General features: G+C 60.6%; 16 protein-coding genes and 1 pseudogene. 11 read left to right on the forward strand and 6 right to left on the reverse strand.

The genetic code is table 11. The annotated features are described in order from the left end of the window. Nucleotides 1-50: 50 nt before the first annotated feature. Nucleotides 51-185 (reverse strand): annotated as a pseudogene (locus FGE05_RS25510) (type II toxin-antitoxin system RelE/ParE family toxin); the annotation flags it as partial. 202 nt (nt 186-387) lie between these two features. Between FGE05_RS25510 and FGE05_RS25515 the strand changes: the two are divergent. Genes FGE05_RS25515 through FGE05_RS25525 form a run of 3 tightly spaced genes read left to right on the forward strand, consistent with a single transcriptional unit; the run spans nt 388 to nt 4,096 of the window. Next, entirely contained in the window at nt 388-912 is a 525-nt protein-coding gene (locus FGE05_RS25515) for a (2Fe-2S)-binding protein (RefSeq protein ID WP_139649298.1), read from the forward strand. Next, on the forward strand, nt 909-1,898 hold the full coding sequence (locus FGE05_RS25520) for a xanthine dehydrogenase family protein subunit M (RefSeq protein ID WP_139649300.1): 990 nt from the start codon (nt 909-911) through the stop codon (nt 1,896-1,898). The genes FGE05_RS25515 and FGE05_RS25520 overlap by 4 nt, the downstream gene beginning before the upstream one ends. After that, nucleotides 1,895-4,096 (forward strand): xanthine dehydrogenase family protein molybdopterin-binding subunit, encoded by a 2,202-nt coding sequence (locus FGE05_RS25525; RefSeq protein ID WP_139649302.1) that lies wholly within the window; start codon nt 1,895-1,897, stop codon nt 4,094-4,096. The genes FGE05_RS25520 and FGE05_RS25525 overlap by 4 nt, the downstream gene beginning before the upstream one ends. Here the strand turns inward: FGE05_RS25525 and FGE05_RS25530 are convergent. Beyond that, nucleotides 4,074-5,324 (reverse strand): MFS transporter, encoded by a 1,251-nt coding sequence (locus tag FGE05_RS25530; RefSeq protein ID WP_139649305.1) that lies wholly within the window; start codon nt 5,322-5,324, stop codon nt 4,074-4,076. The genes FGE05_RS25525 and FGE05_RS25530 overlap by 23 nt on opposite strands. Before the next feature lie 482 nt (nt 5,325-5,806). On the opposite strand from FGE05_RS25530, the gene FGE05_RS25535 reads away from it, so the two are divergent. The 3 genes from FGE05_RS25535 to FGE05_RS25545 are packed head-to-tail and all read left to right on the forward strand — an operon-like array spanning nt 5,807 to nt 8,441. Beyond that, nucleotides 5,807-7,246, forward strand: coding sequence for a cytochrome ubiquinol oxidase subunit I (locus FGE05_RS25535; protein WP_139649307.1), 1,440 nt, complete (start codon nt 5,807-5,809; stop codon nt 7,244-7,246). Between the two features lie 3 nt (nt 7,247-7,249). Further along, nucleotides 7,250-8,257 (forward strand): cytochrome d ubiquinol oxidase subunit II, encoded by a 1,008-nt coding sequence (cydB, locus tag FGE05_RS25540; RefSeq protein WP_041023280.1) that lies wholly within the window; start codon nt 7,250-7,252, stop codon nt 8,255-8,257. A 19-nt stretch (nt 8,258-8,276) separates the two neighbouring features. Beyond that, entirely contained in the window at nt 8,277-8,441 is a 165-nt protein-coding gene (locus FGE05_RS25545; protein WP_069018334.1) for a DUF2474 domain-containing protein, read from the forward strand. A gap of 37 nt (nt 8,442-8,478) precedes the next feature. Here FGE05_RS25545 and FGE05_RS25550 read toward each other — a convergent pair whose 3' ends face one another. Further along, nucleotides 8,479-9,609 (reverse strand): class I SAM-dependent methyltransferase, encoded by a 1,131-nt coding sequence (locus tag FGE05_RS25550; RefSeq protein WP_139649309.1) that lies wholly within the window; start codon nt 9,607-9,609, stop codon nt 8,479-8,481. Nucleotides 9,610-9,787: 178 nt separating this feature from the next. After that, a complete protein-coding gene (locus FGE05_RS25555) occupies nt 9,788-10,501 on the reverse strand; it encodes an autoinducer binding domain-containing protein (protein ID WP_139649311.1) in 714 nt (237 codons plus the stop codon). A gap of 291 nt (nt 10,502-10,792) precedes the next feature. On the opposite strand from FGE05_RS25555, the gene FGE05_RS25560 reads away from it, so the two are divergent. After that, the gene (locus tag FGE05_RS25560) at nt 10,793-11,569 is read left to right on the forward strand and encodes a ferredoxin--NADP reductase (protein WP_139649313.1); all 777 of its coding nucleotides are present in this window, start codon (nt 10,793-10,795) and stop codon (nt 11,567-11,569) included. 161 nt (nt 11,570-11,730) lie between these two features. Here the strand turns inward: FGE05_RS25560 and mscL are convergent, their stop codons facing one another. Next, nucleotides 11,731-12,144 carry a large-conductance mechanosensitive channel protein MscL gene (gene mscL / locus FGE05_RS25565; RefSeq protein WP_139649315.1) on the reverse strand — a complete coding sequence of 138 codons (414 nt, stop codon included), beginning with the start codon at nt 12,142-12,144 and terminating at the stop codon, nt 11,731-11,733. 280 nt (nt 12,145-12,424) lie between these two features. Here mscL and katB point away from each other — a divergent pair, with 280 nt between their 5' ends. The 3 genes from katB (at nt 12,425) to radA (ending at nt 16,043) form a co-directional block, all read left to right on the forward strand. Then, nucleotides 12,425-13,966 carry a catalase KatB gene (gene katB / locus FGE05_RS25570; protein ID WP_139649317.1) on the forward strand — a complete coding sequence of 514 codons (1,542 nt, stop codon included), beginning with the start codon at nt 12,425-12,427 and terminating at the stop codon, nt 13,964-13,966. Between the two features lie 66 nt (nt 13,967-14,032). After that, nucleotides 14,033-14,584, forward strand: coding sequence for an ankyrin repeat domain-containing protein (locus tag FGE05_RS25575; RefSeq protein WP_139649319.1), 552 nt, complete (start codon nt 14,033-14,035; stop codon nt 14,582-14,584). 91 nt (nt 14,585-14,675) lie between these two features. After that, the gene (gene radA, locus FGE05_RS25580; protein ID WP_139649321.1) at nt 14,676-16,043 is read left to right on the forward strand and encodes a DNA repair protein RadA; all 1,368 of its coding nucleotides are present in this window, start codon (nt 14,676-14,678) and stop codon (nt 16,041-16,043) included. Nucleotides 16,044-16,062: 19 nt separating this feature from the next. On the opposite strand, the gene FGE05_RS25585 is transcribed toward radA, so the two are convergent. Then, nucleotides 16,063-16,419 (reverse strand): PilZ domain-containing protein, encoded by a 357-nt coding sequence (locus FGE05_RS25585; RefSeq protein ID WP_139649323.1) that lies wholly within the window; start codon nt 16,417-16,419, stop codon nt 16,063-16,065. 159 nt (nt 16,420-16,578) lie between these two features. On the opposite strand from FGE05_RS25585, the gene FGE05_RS25590 reads away from it, so the two are divergent. Beyond that, nucleotides 16,579-16,797: carbon starvation CstA family protein (locus FGE05_RS25590; RefSeq protein ID WP_306669527.1), on the forward strand; the 219-nt coding region annotated here is incomplete at its 3' end.

Consider the following 16,797-nt stretch of genomic DNA (forward strand, 5'->3'; position numbering starts at 1 on the left):
GACAACAGCCACTCGTCAAAAAAGAACGTATTTGCGAAACAGGACACTAGGTCGTTCGGTGCGGTCGCCCTGTCCATGAACTGAAGCATGCGAGCCAGGCGCTTTCCATGGTCGGCCCGGATGCCACGAGTCGAACCCGTTTCATAGAAAATGCGAAGACCTTTGTGCTGGAAGGATTTAATCATGGAAAAGAGTGTAAGGCGATACATTACACTCGGTGCGGTATCTATATACCGCACATGGCCGACAAATTTATGCGTCGCGCAATGTTGGTGCTTATCCTTGGTCTGTGCAATTACCTTGAACACTCACCTCACCCCGAAGTCGTACCCCTTATGACGGCGGTTTTCCAAAACGCCGCGTGTACGACCAACCGTGAGGTGTTCCATGAGCGCGACCCTGTCCGAAGCGACGCAGGCGTCCTTCGTCCGTCATCCGATCCGTCTGACTCTCAATGGGCAAGTGCGTGAGTTGCAGGTGTTGCCCTGGACTACGCTGCTGGACCTGTTGCGCGAGCAGTTGGACCTGGTGGGCAGCAAGAAGGGCTGTGACCACGGCCAATGCGGTGCATGTACCGTGCTGCGCGATGGCAAGCGCATCAACGCGTGCCTGACCTTGGCGGTGATGTGCGACGGCGTCGAGCTGACCACCATTGAAGGCTTGGCCGATGGCGATCGATTGCATCCCCTGCAGCAGGCGTTCATCAAGCACGATGCCTTCCAGTGCGGATACTGCACACCTGGGCAGATCTGTTCGGCGGTGGGGCTGATCAACGAGGGGAGGGCGCAGAGCAGCGCAGAAATCAGCGAGCTGATGAGTGGCAACCTGTGTCGATGCGGCGCCTACAACAACATTCGTGACGCCATCGAAGAAGCACTGCCGCAATGCCAGCAGCAGGGGGATGACCAATGAACCCCTTCCATTACAGTAAGCCCGACACCGTGCAGGCGGCCATCGACTTGTCGAGCCCCACGTCACGCTTCATCGCCGGCGGTACCAACCTGCTGGACCTGATGAAAGAAAACCTCACCCGTCCCGCACACCTGATCGACATTACCGGCCTGCCCCTGGCGGACCTCAGTGAAACGCCTTCCGGCGGCGTGATGATCGGTGCTTTGGTGAGCAATGCCGACCTGGCCTGGCATCCGTGGATCGAACGTCGCTATCCGCTGTTGTCCCAGGCGATCCTGGCGGGCGCCTCGCCGCAGCTGCGCAACATGGCCAGCACCGGTGGCAACCTGCTGCAACGCACTCGCTGTTATTACTTCTATGACGCCAACATGCCCTGCAACAAGCGTCGACCCGGCAGTGGATGTCCGGCGCGGGACGGCTTGAACCGGAACCACGCGATTTTTGGCGCCAGCGACCATTGCGTGGCGACCCACCCTTCCGACATGTGTGTCGCGCTGGCCGCCCTCGAGGCGGTGGTCCATGTCCTCGGTCGAGGCGGGGCACGGACTATCGAGTTCGCAGACTTCCACCGCCTGCCCGGCGATGCACCGGAGCGGGACAATCAATTGGCCGATGATGAGCTGATCACCGCCATCGAGTTGCCTGCCGCCGGTTTTGCCGAACACAGCCATTACCTGAAGGTTCGTGACCGGGCTTCCTACGCGTTTGCGCTGGTTTCCGTGGCGGCAGCGCTGGAGCTGGATGGGCCGGTCATCCGCCAGGCGCGCCTGGCCTTGGGTGGCGTGGCCCACAAACCCTGGCGCGACCGGGCCGTGGAGAGTTGGCTGGCTGGCAAGACCGTCAGCCGCGAAACCTTCACGGCCGCCGCCGATGCGCTGTTGCAGCATGCTGAGCCGTTGGCACACAACGGCTTCAAGGTCAGGCTGGCGCGCCGGGCGATCATTCGCGCCTTGAGCGATGCCGCACTGGGAGGAGAAGCCAGATGAATGCACCGAACAAACCCATAGGGCAGCCGCTGGACCGGGTCGATGGCCTGCTCAAGGTGACAGGCCAGGCCCGCTATGCGGGGGAATATCCCGAGGACGGACTGTTGCACGGCAGCGTCGTGTCCGGCACCGTCGCCCGTGGCCGAGTGGTGCGAATCAATGCCTCCCAAGCCCTGGCATTGCCTGGTGTGGTCGCGGTGATCGACCATACCAACCGGCCCAAAATCGCCAGCTATGACGAGCCCTACCAGGATGCCGACGCCGCGGACGGCTCGCCGTTCCGGCCCTTGTACAACGACCAGGTGCTCTACAGTGGCCAGCCGCTGGCCCTGGTGGTTGCGGAAAATCTCGAACTGGCCCGATACGCCGGTTCACTCATTGAAATCGAATATGAAGCCCAGGACCATCAGACCGATCTGACCGTCCTGCAAAACGAAGCCCATACGGCACCGGCTGAACTGCCCAAGCCTCGTGGGAATTTTCAGGGTGAGTACGCCAGCTCCGCGATCAATGTGGATGTGTCCTACAGCACGCCGGTGGAGCATCACAACCCGATGGAGCCCCACGCCAGCACCGTGTTGTATCAACCTGACGGCAGCCTGCACATCCATGACAAGACCCAGGGCACGCAAAACTGCCAGTCCTACGTGCAAAAGGTGTTCGGGCTCGCGAAAGAGCAGGTGCGCGTATTCGCCGCGTTTGTCGGCGGTGCCTTCGGCTCCGGTCTGAGGCCGCAATACCAGCTGCCCCTGGCGGTGATGGCCGCGCTGGCACTCAAGCGCTCGATACGGGTCAGCCTGACGCGCCAGCAAATGTTTACCTTTGGTTATCGGCCGCGAACCTTCCAGCGCCTGCAATTGGGCGCTGCCGCTAATGGACGGTTGCTGGCCGTGGCGCACACTGCCATCGGCCAGACGTCGCGCTTTGAAGACTTCACCGAGCACGTGGTGGAGTGGAGCGGCATGCTCTATCACTGCGACAACGTGGCGTTGACCTACAAACTGGTACCGCTGGATGTCTACACACCGCTGGACATGCGCGCGCCCGGTGCAGCCCTCGGGCTGATCGGCCTGGAGTGCGCCATGGACGAGCTGGCCTGTGCCCTGGCGATTGATCCGCTCCAGTTGCGGTTGATCAACTATGCCGAGCGTAACGAGAACGAAGGCAAGCCGTACTCAAGCAAGGCGCTGCGCGAATGCTACGCCGAGGGCGCCCGGCGTTTCGGCTGGGACAAGCGCAATCCGGAGCCGCGCAGCATGCGCACAGGCCGGCAACTGGTGGGCTGGGGCATGGCGGGCGGTGTCTGGGAAGCGATGCAGCAGAAGGCCAGCGCCCAGGCGTCGCTGGCGGCGGATGGCAAGCTGACCGTCAGCAGCGCCACCACGGACATTGGCACTGGCACCTACACGGTCATGACTCAGATCGCCGCCGAGGCGTCAGGGGTTGCCCTGGAAAATGTCAGTTTCATCCTGGGCGATTCGTCCCTGCCTACCGCGCCGCTGCAAGGCGGCTCGTTCACCGTCTCGTCGGTGGGCACCGCAGTGCAGCAGGCGTGTGAAGCCCTGAAGGAAAAACTGCTGGCTGTGGCCCGGCAGACCTGTCCGGCCTTCAGCGGCGCGACACTTGAGCAAGTGGCGTTTGCCGATGGTCAGTTGCGCCTGGGCGATGCCTGCGTGTCGTTGGCGGAGCTGGCGCAGAACAGTGGTGAAACGCCGTTACAGGTCCAGGTGACTTCCGAGCCGGACAAGAAGCGCCAGGCCTATGCCACCGCCACGCATTCGGCAGTGTTCGTCGAGGTCTGGGTGGACGAGGACTTGGGGACGGTGAAGGTCAATCGGGTGGTCAGTGCCATTGCGGCAGGAAGGGTGATCAACCCGAAAACCGCCCGTAGCCAGATCCTCGGTGGCGTGGTCTGGGGCGTCGGTATGGCGTTGCATGAAGAGACCCTGACCGACCATGTCCTGGGGCGCCACATGAACCACAACCTGGCCGAGTACCATGTGCCAGTGAACGCCGACATCGGTGACATCGATGTGGTTTTCGTCGAGGAACCGGACGACATCGTGAATGCACTGGGCTCCAAGGGCGTCGGTGAAATCGGTGTCGTTGGCGTGGCAGCGGCCGTGGCCAACGCGATTTATCACGCCACCGGCAAGCGGGTCCGGGACTTTCCCATCACCCTGGATAAGCTGCTTTAGCGTCGCCCACCGGCTCATGCATCCGGTCGCGGTTGGCCAGGGTCGGGAACAGTTTGATCCAGGCCCCGGTCACCAACAGCGTACCGACACCGCCCATGACCACCGCCGGCACGGTGCCGAACCAGTGGGCGGTCAGGCCGGATTCGAATTCGCCCAACTGGTTCGATGCGCCGATGAACAGCCCGTTCACCGCGCTGACCCGGCCCCGCATCTCATCCGGTGTTTCCAATTGCACGAAGGACGCGCGGATCACCATGCTGATCATGTCCGCCGCGCCCAGGACCACCAGCACCGCCAGGGAAAACCAGAACGACGTGGAGAGACCGAACGCAATGGTGGCAACGCCGAACACGCCCACGGCGGTGAACATCACCCGGCCCACCTTGCGTTCCACGGCGAACCGCGCCAGCCACAGTGACATCAGCAGGGCACCGACCGCCGGGGCCGAGCGCAACAGGCCCAGGCCCCAGGGGCCGGTGAGCAGGATGTCCTTGGCGAACACCGGCAGCAGCGCCGTCGCGCCGCCCAGCAGGACCGCGAACAGATCCAGGGAAATGGCGCCAAGAATGTCCGGGCGGCTGCGGATGAAACGAATCCCGGCCAGCAATGAATCCAGGGTCGCCTTGCCTTTGTTCAGCGGCGTCTGGCGAGCGGGCAGGTTGAGCATCAGGCTGCAGGCGATGAGGTAGAGCACCACGGTCGGTCCATAGACCCAGACACTGCCGAAGGCATACAGCAGGCCGCCGAGGGCCGGGGCAACGATGGTCGCCGATTGTTGGGCCGATTGTGCGGCGGCCACGGCACGGGGAAACAGCGTGGCCGGCACGATGCTCGGCAGCAGCGCCTGGGTGGTCGGCATTTCAAAGGAGCGGGCCGCGCCCAGCAGGAAGGCGAGGATGAAGATCATCTCCCGCGTGACGTTGTCGGTAGCGCTGCCGATCGCCAGGGCCAGGGCGATCATCGCCTGCAACGACTGGCAAAGGGCCGCGACTTTGCGCCGGTCATAGCGGTCCGCCACATGCCCGGTGTGCAACATGAACAGCACCCGCGGCGCGAACTCCACCAGCCCGACGAGCCCCAGGTCCAGGACGTTGCCGGTCAGTTGATAGAGGTTCCAGCCGATGGCGACGGTGAGCATCTGAAAACCGCTGGCGGTGAATATCCGGGCCAGCCAGAAGGCGATGAAGGGGCGGTGGTGGCGGAGCAGCATTGGCGCTTGGCTGGGCATCGATGACGGGTCCAGTGATGAAGGCATTGAGATTATCACCGAGCTGTAACCGGAAGTTGCGACCAGCGGAAAAATAGTTAGCCAAACATCGATCTATGGTGGAGCAGCGAATTTCTTGTGGGAGCAAAGCTTGCTCGAGATGCTGTTCGAAGTACCCCCGAGACCGAGGTGCCTGCATCGCGGGCAAGCCTTGCTCCCACAAATTTGTAGCTCAGCCAAGCTGAAACAGCGTTGCCAGCCACTGAGTCAACCTGTCACGCGACAAAAGACCACGCCGTTCATCGGCAGGAATGCGACTACTCTTTGAACATTGCTTGATCCAGATCAACACCCGTCCGGGTGTTGGCCTGGCGGCCACTTGGCCAGATACCTGCGTCGTGACGGTTTTAAAAAGAACGATTTGAAAGGCATCGCACTCCATATCCGAGGGGACGTGATGCAGGCCCCACCCGCAGCCGGTTTTACCTGATAGAGGAAGACTTATGTTCGGTTTGGAGGCGCTCGATCTCGCCCGGATCCAGTTCGCATTCACGATCTCGTTCCACATCCTGTTCCCGGCTATCACCATTGGCCTGGCGAGTTACCTGGCGGTGCTCGAAGGCTTGTGGCTCAAGACCCGCGACGATACGTACCGCGATCTGTACCACTTCTGGTCGAAGATATTTGCCGTCAACTTCGGCATGGGGGTGGTGTCCGGGTTGGTGATGGCCTATCAGTTCGGCACCAACTGGAGCCGCTTCTCGGACTTCGCCGGCGCCGTCACCGGGCCTCTGCTGACCTACGAGGTGCTCACGGCGTTCTTCCTCGAAGCGGGCTTCCTCGGTGTGATGTTGTTCGGCTGGAGTCGTGTCGGCCGAGGCCTGCACTTCTTTTCCACGGTCATGGTGGCGATCGGCACGCTGATCTCGACGTTCTGGATCCTGTCTTCCAACAGCTGGATGCAGACGCCCCAGGGCTATGAAATCGTCGACGGCCGGGTCATCCCGGTGGACTGGCTGGCGGTGGTCTTCAACCCTTCGTTTCCCTATCGCCTGCTGCACATGTCCACCGCGGCGTTTGTCGCCACGGCGTTCTTCGTCGGCTCATCGGCGGCCTGGCATCTGCTGCGTGGGCGCGACAACCCGGCCATCCGCCGCATGCTGTCGATGGCGATGTGGATGGCCTTGGTGGTGGCGCCGATACAGGCAGTCATTGGCGACTTCCACGGGCTTAACACCCTCAAGCATCAGCCGGCGAAGATCGCGGCCATTGAAGGTCACTGGGAAAACGTCGGCAACGAGCCTACGCCGCTGATCCTGTTCGGCCTGCCGGACATGAAGGCGGAGAAAACCCGCTTCGCCGTGGAGATTCCTTACCTGGGCAGCCTGATCCTGACCCACAGCCTGGACAAACAGGTACCGGCCCTCAAGGAGTTCCCGCCTGAAGACCGTCCGAATTCGACCATCGTGTTCTGGTCGTTCCGGGTCATGGTGGGCCTGGGGCTGTTGATGATTTTCACCGGCCTGTGCAGCCTCTGGTTGCGCCGCAACGACCGGCTCTATCAATCGCGGCCGTTCCTCCACCTGGTGTTGTGGATGGGGCCGTCCGGCCTGGTCGCGATCCTGGCCGGCTGGTTCACCACCGAGATCGGCCGCCAGCCGTGGGTGGTCTACGGCCTGATGCGCACGGCCGATGCGTCGTCCGGGCATAGCTTCGCTCAGATGAGCATCACCCTGGTGCTGTTCGTCGTGGTCTATTTCGCACTGTTCGGTGCCGGACTGAGTTACATGATGCGCCTGGTGCGCAAGGGGCCGGTGGCCCACGAGGCCGAGCCGACCGATGGCGGCCCGGGCCAGAAACGTACCCCGGCGCGGCCATTGTCGGCCGCCAACGAGGGCGACGAAGAGATGGACCACAACGACCGCTCGAACAAGGGGAATTGAGTCATGGGTATTGATCTTCCGCTGATCTGGGCCGTGGTCATCATCTTCGGCATCATGATGTACGTGATCATGGACGGTTTCGACCTGGGGATCGGCATTCTCTTCCCCTTCATCAAGGGCGAGCGCGACCGCGACGTGATGATGAATACCGTGGCGCCGGTCTGGGACGGTAATGAAACCTGGCTGGTGCTGGGCGGTGCCGGTCTGTTCGGGGCGTTTCCGCTGGCCTACTCGGTGGTGCTGTCGGCGCTGTACCTGCCATTGATCCTGATGCTTATCGGCCTGATCTTTCGCGGTGTCGCCTTCGAGTTCCGCTTCAAGGCCAAGGCCGAGAAGCGGCATCTCTGGGACAAGGCATTCATTGGTGGGTCGCTGACGGCCACGTTCTTCCAGGGCGTGGCGCTGGGCGCGTTCATCGACGGGTTCCAGGTGGTCAATCGCCAGTTCGCCGGCGGCTCCCTGGACTGGTTCACGCCGTTCACCATGTTCTGTGGCCTGGCCTTGATCGCAGCCTACGCCTTGCTCGGGTGTACCTGGCTGATCATGAAGACCGAGGGCAAATTGCAGCAGCAGATGCATGACCTCGCCCGCCCGCTGGCGTTCGTGGTGCTCGCGGTGATCGGCATCGTCAGCCTCTGGACACCGCTGGCCCACGCCGATATCGCCGCGCGCTGGTTCACCCTGCCGAATCTGTTCTGGTTCCTGCCGGTGCCGATCCTGGTACTGGTGACCATGTACGGGTTATTCCGCGCGGTCGCCCGCAATGCGCACTACACGCCGTTCATCTTGACGCTGGTGCTGATATTCCTCGGCTACAGCGGCCTGGGCATCAGCCTGTGGCCGAACATCGTGCCGCCGTCCATCTCGATCTGGGACGCCGCCTCACCGCCCCAGAGCCAGGGGTTCATGCTGGTGGGCACGCTGTTCATCATTCCATTGATCCTGGTGTACACCTTCTGGAGCTACTACGTGTTCCGGGGCAAGGTGACCCATGACGACGGTTACCATTGATCGAGCTGCGGGAGGTGAAATGGCCAAGCCGGATTTGAAAGACATCGAAGCCGCCGAACGCAAGCCGCTCTGGCAGCGTCTCGGTTGGCTGGCGGGAATCTGGGTGGGCAGTGTGCTGGCGCTGTTCATCGTCGCCAGCCTGATGCGGATGTTCATGAATGCCGCGGGGCTGACCACCCATTGATAGGCCGCTGGGAGCAACGTTGCCCCCACCGCGCCAGTTATTTCCGAGCCTTGAGAATCACGAACTTCGGGGTCGCGGCCACTTGCTCGACGCTGCGGAACAGTCGCGCCAGTTTGCTGTGATAGCCCAGGTGCCGGTTGCCGACGATGTACAACGCGCCGCCGACCACCAGCGCTTCACGGGCCTGCTGGAACATCCGCCAGGCCAGGAAATCACCTACCACTTGTTGTTGATGGAATGGTGGGTTGCACAGCACCACGTCCAGCGACTGCGCCTGTTGCCCGGCCAGACCATCGCCGGCCCGTACGGTGACCTCGCGCTCGCCCAGGGCGGCTCGCCAATTCTCGGTGGCCGATTGCACGGCCATGAAGGACTCATCCACCAACGTGTAGCGGGCGTCGGGGTTGCGCAGGGCGCTGGCAATGGCCAGCACGCCGTTGCCGCATCCCAGGTCCGCGACCTGGGCTGTCCCCAGGTTGGCTGGCAGATGCGGCAGGAACGCTCGGGTGCCGATATCGAGTCCTTCACGGCAGAACACGTTGGCGTGGTTGAGCAATTCAATCTTCGGCTCGTCCAGCGTGTAGCGGGTGGGGTAGGGGGATACCTGGGGGGCTGACGAGACGGCTTGCGGCGTGGCGATCAACAGGCGAGCCTTTTTCACCGCCAGTGACGCCTGCACCGAGCCGATGTAACGCTCCAACAGGTCGCCGGCAGCCCGGGGCAGATGCTTGATCATCGCGCCAGCGACCACCTGGGCGTCGGGAGCCAATTGGCCTTGCAGGCGAATCAGTTGTTCTTCCAGCAGGGCCAGGGTCTTCGGCACTTTGATCAGGACGTGGTCAAAGGGCCCGGTCAACGGCGCGCTGGCCGGCAACGTCGGCACCGCATCGAAGGGACGCCCGTTGCGGACCAGGTTCTTCTGCAGCGCTTGCAGGGCCAGGAACGAGTCGCTGCTGCTGATCACCTGTACTTGGCCGGCCAGGCTGGCGGCGAGGGCGCCGAAACTGTCATTGAGCACCAGGACCCGGGTGTTTGCAGTCGGTTGTTGCTCGGCCAGGTAGGCGAGCAGGTACTCATCGGCCGCATCGAAAGCTTGCAGCGGTTCGTTCGGCTGTTCGGGTTGGCGGATCAGATCGAGTTGAGCGAAGGGACTGGCAAGCAAAGGCATGGTTGGGACTCTGGCAATCGACGAATGTCCCGCTGCCCTGAGGCAGGTGTTTCAGCGGGGCCGCCTGAATGAACTGCGTCGGGGGGCTGAGGGCGACATCATTCAAGTGGGGCCGTGATGGTACTTTTTTTTGCTGCGCATTACCCGAGGGTTTTCGACGTCGACGAGGGGGCCCGTATCAGATCACATGAATGTGAGCCGCCTTGGCCACGGCTGAAATCTTATTGCTGACGTTCAGCTTTCGCATGCAACTGCAGACGTGGAAATTCACCGTACGTTCGGAAAGGCACAGTATCCTGCCGACCTCCGATGCGGTCTTCCCTTCGGCGGACCATCTCAGTACTTCTATTTCCCTCGGTGACAGATGGCATTTCTGCAGGGGCGCCGTGGTGTCTGTCATTTTCCTGCTCGCCAGCGCATGCAGTCTCTGACTGGCGAAAATGGCGTAGCCAAGATTCCCATAATGCTCCTCGATATCGATAGGACTGTGAGTCCGAGCGAGGCTGAACAGACTGCAATAACCTCCATGTTCGTCATGAACGGCTTGTGTCCAACCATACCTGAGACCTTGTCGATTCAGCTCGAGCCATAACTTCGGTGCCTGGGCAAAAAGGCTCTCGTCCCAAAGGATGGGAAGAGGCGATTGATTGCAGTGTGCTATTACTGGATCGCAGGAGGCGTAACCATTCTGTTCATATAGTCTGTCCCATCCATAAGGATAATTATTCAGATTCACTTTGCTGGCGTGTTTATCCGGGCTACCGAGATAAGACACGAATGCGCAAAATTCAAACCCTTGATTATTAAAGAAATTAAGGACCAGACGATAGGCTGTCTGCAGATCTTTTTCGCAAGATAACTTCCTTAACTGTAAGTCCTTCCACTTGTCCATCGTCTTCTCCTGGATTGACGTTCAACTACGTGGATCCAATCTGGTGCGAAAGCACAGTGTAGGACTTTTCCTACGCAGTAGTTAGAATTTTTAATTTCACTGAATTCAGGCGGTATTTACGAAAAAGCACCGAGGCGTTGTTCCTGTTACAAGTCTTTTATATTTGTATAGCTTTGGTATATGTTCCAAACAGGGAGTGGGTACTTGTAATTAAAATGCCACTACTCATTGTCAGTGGTTAAGGCGCTCACTTTGCGGGAGACTGTGATCCTCGTCCCTTTGGAGTGGCTCATGACCGACAGCGCAGAGAAATTCACCCGTCAAACCCTGCTGGACGTACAGCCATTGACCTCCCATCTGTTTACCTTGCGTACCTCCCGGGACCGTGGCTTTCGTTTCCGGGCGGGTCAGTTCGCCCGGCTGGGGGTGGTCAAGGCGGACGGTGATACCGTCTGGCGGGCCTATTCCATGGTGTCCTCACCGTTCGACGAATTTCTCGAATTTTTTTCCATCGTCGTTCCGAATGGCGAGTTCACCAGTGAACTCAGCCGCTTGAAACCGGACGACAGCCTGTTGGTGGATCGCCAGGCATTTGGTTACCTGACGCTGGACCGCTTCGTTGATGGACGGGATTTATGGTTGTTGTCCACCGGGACGGGGGTGGCGCCGTTTCTTTCGATTCTCCAGGATTTCGAGGTCTGGGAAAGGTTCGAGCGGATCATCCTCGTGTACAGCGTTCGCGAGGCCAAGGAGCTGGCGTACCAGGACCTGATCGAAGGGCTGGGCCGACGCGATTACCTGGCCGAGCATGCCCATAAGTTTCGTTTTATCGCGACCGTGACCCGGGAGCCGCATCCCGGGGCACTGAACGGACGCATCACTGCGCTGCTTGAAAATGGCGAGTTGGAGCGAGCGGCCGGGGTCGCGCTGACGCCGGAGCATTCGCGGGTCATGTTGTGCGGTAATCCGCAGATGATCGATGACACGCGCAAGCTGCTCAAGGCCAGGGGCCTGCAGCTGAGCCTTTCCCGGCGGCCGGGCCAGGTGGCGGTGGAAAACTATTGGTAGGCTGGTGTTCTGTGTCGCAGATACTGTTTGCGAAACAGGACGCGAGTACCTAGCAGGAATCTTGTGGCGAGGGAGCTTGCGCCCGCTGGGCTGCATAGCAGCCCCAAGTCAGGGCTGCTGATAGCCAGCGCTCAGTGACGAACTACTCCAGCAAAGACCGCTCAGGGCCTTTCGTTCTGGGCCTTGAGCAGATCGCGAATCTCGCTCAGCAGCAGTTCTTCCTTGCTCGGCACCGGCGGCGCACTTGGGGCTACGGCCTCTTCACGCTTGAGCCGGTTGATTGCCTTGACGCCCATGAAGATGGCGAACGCGACGATGATGAAGTCGATGGTGCTCTGGATGAACTTGCCGTAGGCCAGCACCACCGCCGGTGCGTCACCTTGGGCAGCCTTGAGGGTGATGGCCAGGTCGCTGAAGTCTACTCCGCCAATCAGCAGACCGATCGGAGGCATGACCACGTCACCCACAAATGACGAAACGATTTTGCCGAAAGCAGCCCCGATGATGATCCCGACGGCCATGTCGACGACATTGCCTTTGACCGCGAAGGCCTTGAACTCGTTTAGCATGCCCATGAGTTGTTCCTTGTGACAGATGAGTTTGAATGGCAGTGTAATTCAGCCAGATGCGTCCCGCTCGACACGTCTACTTACAAAGCTTCCAGCTATCGACCTGGCGTCCCGCTAAAAGTTTACAAAGTGCCATCAATCGCGCGCGATACGCGTTTTCAATCGGACTCCCTACAAGGTTTTTTCTATCAACGCGGTATGGCATTTCTATTTAGGTTTTGCTTTTTCGAGCACTAGCCTCTGACAAGCGCACATGGATGCGCTCTATAACATCAGAGGAAATGCTATGAACACCTCCCTTGGCGGCGGGACTTTCCCCCAACGTCGCGCCCTTTTTGTGCTGACCGCTGGCCTACTGTCCTTTTCCGTCAACGCTGCCACCCTGACCCGCGACAACGGGGCGGCCGTTGGCGACAACCAGAACTCGCAGACGGCAGGCCCCAATGGGCCGACCTTGTTGCAGGACGTGCAACTGATCCAGAAACTCCAGCGTTTCGACCGTGAGCGCATCCCGGAGCGTGTGGTACACGCCCGGGGCACCGGCGCCCATGGTACCTTCACGGTGTCCAATGACCTCAGTGACTTGACCAAGGCAAAAGTCTTTGCGGCAGGGCAGGCCACTTCCGTGTTCGTGCGTTTTTCTGCCGTGGTGCACGGCAATCATTCGCCGGAAACCCTGCGTGACCCCCGTGGCTTTGCCACCAAGTTCTATACGGCCGACGGTAACTGGGATCTGGTGGGAAATAACTTTCCGACCTTTTTCATTCGTGATGCCATCAAGTTTCCGGACATGGTCCATGCGTTCAAACCCGATCCACGGACCAATCTGGACGACGATTCACGTCGCTTCGACTTCTTCTCTCATGTACCCGAGGCAACGCGAACTCTGACGGAGCTGTATTCCAACTCTGGTACGCCGGCCAGTTATCGTGAAATGGACGGTAATGGCGTGCACGCCTACAAGTTGGTGAATGCCAAGGGTGAAGTCCATTACGTCAAGTTTCATTGGAAAAGTTTGCAGGGTCTGAAAAATCTCGATCCGAAAGAAGTTGTGAAGGTTCAGGGGCAGGATTACAGCCACATGACCAACGACTTGGTCAGTCATATCAACAAGGGCGACTTTCCGAAGTGGGACTTGTATGTCCAGGTCCTGAATCCGCAGGACTTGTCCAAGTTCGATTTCGACCCGCTGGATGCCACCAAGATCTGGCCGGGCGTGCCTGAGCGTAAAGTCGGACAAATGGTCTTGAACCGTAATCCGGCGAACGTTTTCCAGGAAACCGAACAGGTGGCGATGGCTCCGGCCAATCTTGTTCCAGGCATCGAGCCTTCGGAGGATCGTCTGTTGCAGGGGCGTGTGTTCTCCTATGCCGATACGCAAATGTACCGGATAGGGGCCAACGCCCTGCAATTGCCGATCAACGCCCCCAAGGTGGCAGTGAACACCGGTAACCAGGATGGCGCGATGAACCCGGGGAGCACCAGCACCGGTGTGAATTACCAGCCGAGCCGCCTGATGCCCCGCGAAGAACTGCAGTCGGCCCGCTACAGCCAGACCGCGCTGAGCGGCAACACCCAGCAGGCGAAGATCCAGCGTGAGCAGAACTTCAAGCAGGCCGGCGACCTGTACCGCTCGTTCAACCAGAAGGAACGCAATGACCTGATCGAAAGCTTCGGTGGGTCTCTGGCGACTACCGATGACGAGAGCAAGCACATCATCCTGTCGTTCCTCTACAAGGCCGATCCGGAATATGGCACCGGCGTGGCCCGTGTCGCCAAGGGTGACCTGGCTCGCGTCAAGGCGCTGGCGGAAAAACTGACCGACTGATCTGGCAGGTACATGCCCTGTGGGAGCAAGGCTTGCTCCCACAGTTCTGTGTCAAAAGGAGGCACCATGAAGCGCTATTTCCTGTGTTTGCTGCTCGCCACCGGGTCACTGTCGGCGTTAGCCGATCAGGCCTTGCCGACCGACCCGGCAGCCGTACAAGAGGAGCTGCAAAGCTATTATTTCGACGCCGCCCGTCGGGGTGACGTGTCCATGCTCGATGCCTTTATCGACGCTCATTATTCGCTCAATACCCAGGATGAGAAGGGCTACACGGCCCTGATCCTGGCGGCTTATCACGGCCATGGCCCGGCGGTGGAACGACTGCTGGCCGCGGGGGCGGATGCCTGTGTCCAGGACAAGCGCGGCAACACGGCGTTGATGGGCGCCATTTTCAAGGGCGAGGTGCAGATTGCCCGGCGCTTGCTCTCCACTGATTGCAGCCCTGACCAACGCAATGGCGCCGGACAGACCGCCGCGATGTACGCCGGTTTGTTCAAGCGTACGGAACTGCTCGATGCCTTGAAGGCCAAGGGCGCCGACCTCCAGGCCCAGGACCCGTTGGGCAATACCGCGACGGACCTGGCCCGGGGTGAAATCAGAATGCCGGCCCCGCGCTGAACCCTCGTGGCCCGCGCCTGATTCGTGCACTCGAATTAACCGTACCGGCCACCAGCTGGGCTATCATCGCTGTTTTTCTCCCGGAGTTCAGATGGCCAAGGCAAAGCGCATGTACGGCTGCACCGAGTGCGGCTCGACCTTTCCCAAATGGGCCGGCCAGTGCGGTGAGTGCGGCGCCTGGAACACCTTGACCGAGACCATGGTGGAAAGCGGCGGTGCCGCGGCGCCCACCGGACGCACCGGGTGGGCCGGCCAGCAGGCGCAGATCAAGACCCTGGCCGAAGTCAGCGTCGAGGAGATTCCGCGATTTTCCACCGCGTCCGGTGAACTGGACCGCGTATTGGGTGGCGGGTTGGTGGACGGCTCGGTGGTCCTGATCGGCGGTGACCCCGGTATCGGCAAATCCACCATCCTGCTGCAAACCTTGTGCAACATCGCCGCACGCATGCCGGCACTGTACGTCACTGGCGAAGAGTCCCAGCAGCAAGTCGCCATGCGCGCCCGCCGCCTGGGGCTGCCCCAGGATCAGTTGCGGGTCATGACCGAGACCTGTATCGAAACCATCATCGCCACGGCGCGCCTGGAAAAGCCCAAGGTGATGGTGATCGACTCGATCCAGACGATTTTCACCGAGCAATTGCAATCGGCGCCCGGCGGAGTGTCCCAGGTGCGCGAAAGCGCGGCGTTGCTGGTGCGTTACGCCAAGCAGAGCGGTACGGCGATCTTCCTGGTGGGCCACGTCACCAAGGAAGGCGCGCTGGCGGGGCCGCGGGTGCTGGAGCACATGGTCGATACCGTGCTGTATTTCGAGGGCGAGTCCGATGGTCGCCTGCGTTTGTTGCGGGCGGTGAAGAACCGCTTCGGCGCCGTGAACGAGCTGGGTGTGTTCGGCATGACCGACAGGGGCCTGAAAGAGGTCTCCAATCCTTCTGCGATCTTTCTGACGCGTGCCCAGGAAGAAGTACCGGGCAGCGTGGTCATGGCAACCTGGGAAGGCACTCGACCGATGTTGGTGGAGGTGCAGGCGCTGGTGGATGACAGCCACCTGGCGAATCCGCGTCGGGTCACCCTGGGGCTGGATCAGAACCGGCTCGCCATGTTGCTGGCCGTGCTGCATCGACACGGGGGGATTCCTACCCACGACCAGGACGTTTTCCTCAACGTGGTGGGCGGGGTAAAGGTGTTGGAAACCGCGTCCGACCTGGCGTTGATGGCGGCGGTCATGTCCAGCCTGCGCAATCGACCGTTGCCCCACGATCTGCTGGTGTTCGGTGAAGTCGGCCTGTCGGGCGAAGTCCGACCGGTGCCCAGCGGGCAGGAACGACTCAAGGAGGCGGCCAAGCATGGCTTCAAGCGCGCCATCGTGCCCAAGGGCAATGCGCCGAAGGAAGCGCCGGCAGGTTTGCAGATCATTGCCGTGACGCGCTTGGAACAGGCGTTGGATGCGTTGTTCGAGTAACCGGTTGGCTGCGAACCTGTCAGATCTGGATCAACGCCGCCAATTCCCGCTCCAGCTCGTCGTGATCGGCCAGGTTCAACTCCACCAACCGGCGCAGGTGTGCGATGGAGTCCAGGTCGATATGTTCGCAGACAAACCCCAGGTGACCGTTGTCATTGTGGGCGAGCCGAACCTCCATTTTTACCTCGACGTCCTTGCCCAGGTGGATATCGGCTTCAAAGGGCTCCTCGGGGTCGCCGAGCCATGGCTCGGGCTTCTCGATCAGCAAGCCTTTCAGGGACAGATCCAGCAGTTTGACCGGCCAGATGTATTGGCCCTGGCTCAGTTCGGTCCTGGCATGAAACTCGATTCGTACGAAGCGGCGACGTTCGCTCATTGCCCAATCCCTCTGAAGATTCACTGACTATAGACCCAACTGAAGCGTCATCGTCACCGTTGCGCCGATGACAGACGAATGTCGGGTATGGCCTTTGCTGTCGTTAGAGCTAAACTTTGATAGCTGTCTTTCTTGTCCACCCCTGGCTGGAATAAAAAAATGAAAAACAATAATAGCCTGCTGCGCCATATCCCCTGGCTTCTGCTGGCCATTTTAGGGGCGTGCGCCCTGGGCGTAGTGGCATTGCGCCGAGGAGAGGCGATCAATGCCCTCTGGATCGTCGTCGCAGCCGTGGCCATCTACCTGGTCGCCTACCGCTACTACAGCCTCTTCATCGCCAACAACGTGATGCAACTCGATGCGCGCCGGGCCACCCCT

Origin of the sequence: Pseudomonas sp. ICMP22404, from assembly GCF_006227205.1 — a bacterium.
Taxonomy (GTDB): domain Bacteria; phylum Pseudomonadota; class Gammaproteobacteria; order Pseudomonadales; family Pseudomonadaceae; genus Aquipseudomonas.

Excerpts from the sequence above, each read along its gene's own strand:
- FGE05_RS25545 (WP_069018334.1), top strand. The coding sequence starts at position 8,277 with ATGGCCAAGCCGGATTTGAAAGACATCGAAGCCGCCGAACGCAAGCCG.
- FGE05_RS25530 (WP_139649305.1), bottom strand. The coding sequence starts at position 5,324 with ATGCCCAGCCAAGCGCCAATGCTGCTCCGCCACCACCGCCCCTTCATC.
- FGE05_RS25515 (WP_139649298.1), top strand. The coding sequence starts at position 388 with ATGAGCGCGACCCTGTCCGAAGCGACGCAGGCGTCCTTCGTCCGTCAT.
- FGE05_RS25520 (WP_139649300.1), top strand. The coding sequence starts at position 909 with ATGAACCCCTTCCATTACAGTAAGCCCGACACCGTGCAGGCGGCCATC.
- FGE05_RS25560 (WP_139649313.1), top strand. The coding sequence starts at position 10,793 with ATGACCGACAGCGCAGAGAAATTCACCCGTCAAACCCTGCTGGACGTA.
- FGE05_RS25575 (WP_139649319.1), top strand. The coding sequence starts at position 14,033 with ATGAAGCGCTATTTCCTGTGTTTGCTGCTCGCCACCGGGTCACTGTCG.
- mscL (WP_139649315.1), bottom strand. The coding sequence starts at position 12,144 with ATGGGCATGCTAAACGAGTTCAAGGCCTTCGCGGTCAAAGGCAATGTC.
- FGE05_RS25535 (WP_139649307.1), top strand. The coding sequence starts at position 5,807 with ATGTTCGGTTTGGAGGCGCTCGATCTCGCCCGGATCCAGTTCGCATTC.
- radA (WP_139649321.1), top strand. The coding sequence starts at position 14,676 with ATGGCCAAGGCAAAGCGCATGTACGGCTGCACCGAGTGCGGCTCGACC.
- cydB (WP_041023280.1), top strand. The coding sequence starts at position 7,250 with ATGGGTATTGATCTTCCGCTGATCTGGGCCGTGGTCATCATCTTCGGC.
- FGE05_RS25585 (WP_139649323.1), bottom strand. The coding sequence starts at position 16,419 with ATGAGCGAACGTCGCCGCTTCGTACGAATCGAGTTTCATGCCAGGACC.
- FGE05_RS25525 (WP_139649302.1), top strand. The coding sequence starts at position 1,895 with ATGAATGCACCGAACAAACCCATAGGGCAGCCGCTGGACCGGGTCGAT.
- FGE05_RS25550 (WP_139649309.1), bottom strand. The coding sequence starts at position 9,609 with ATGCCTTTGCTTGCCAGTCCCTTCGCTCAACTCGATCTGATCCGCCAA.
- katB (WP_139649317.1), top strand. The coding sequence starts at position 12,425 with ATGAACACCTCCCTTGGCGGCGGGACTTTCCCCCAACGTCGCGCCCTT.
- FGE05_RS25555 (WP_139649311.1), bottom strand. The coding sequence starts at position 10,501 with ATGGACAAGTGGAAGGACTTACAGTTAAGGAAGTTATCTTGCGAAAAA.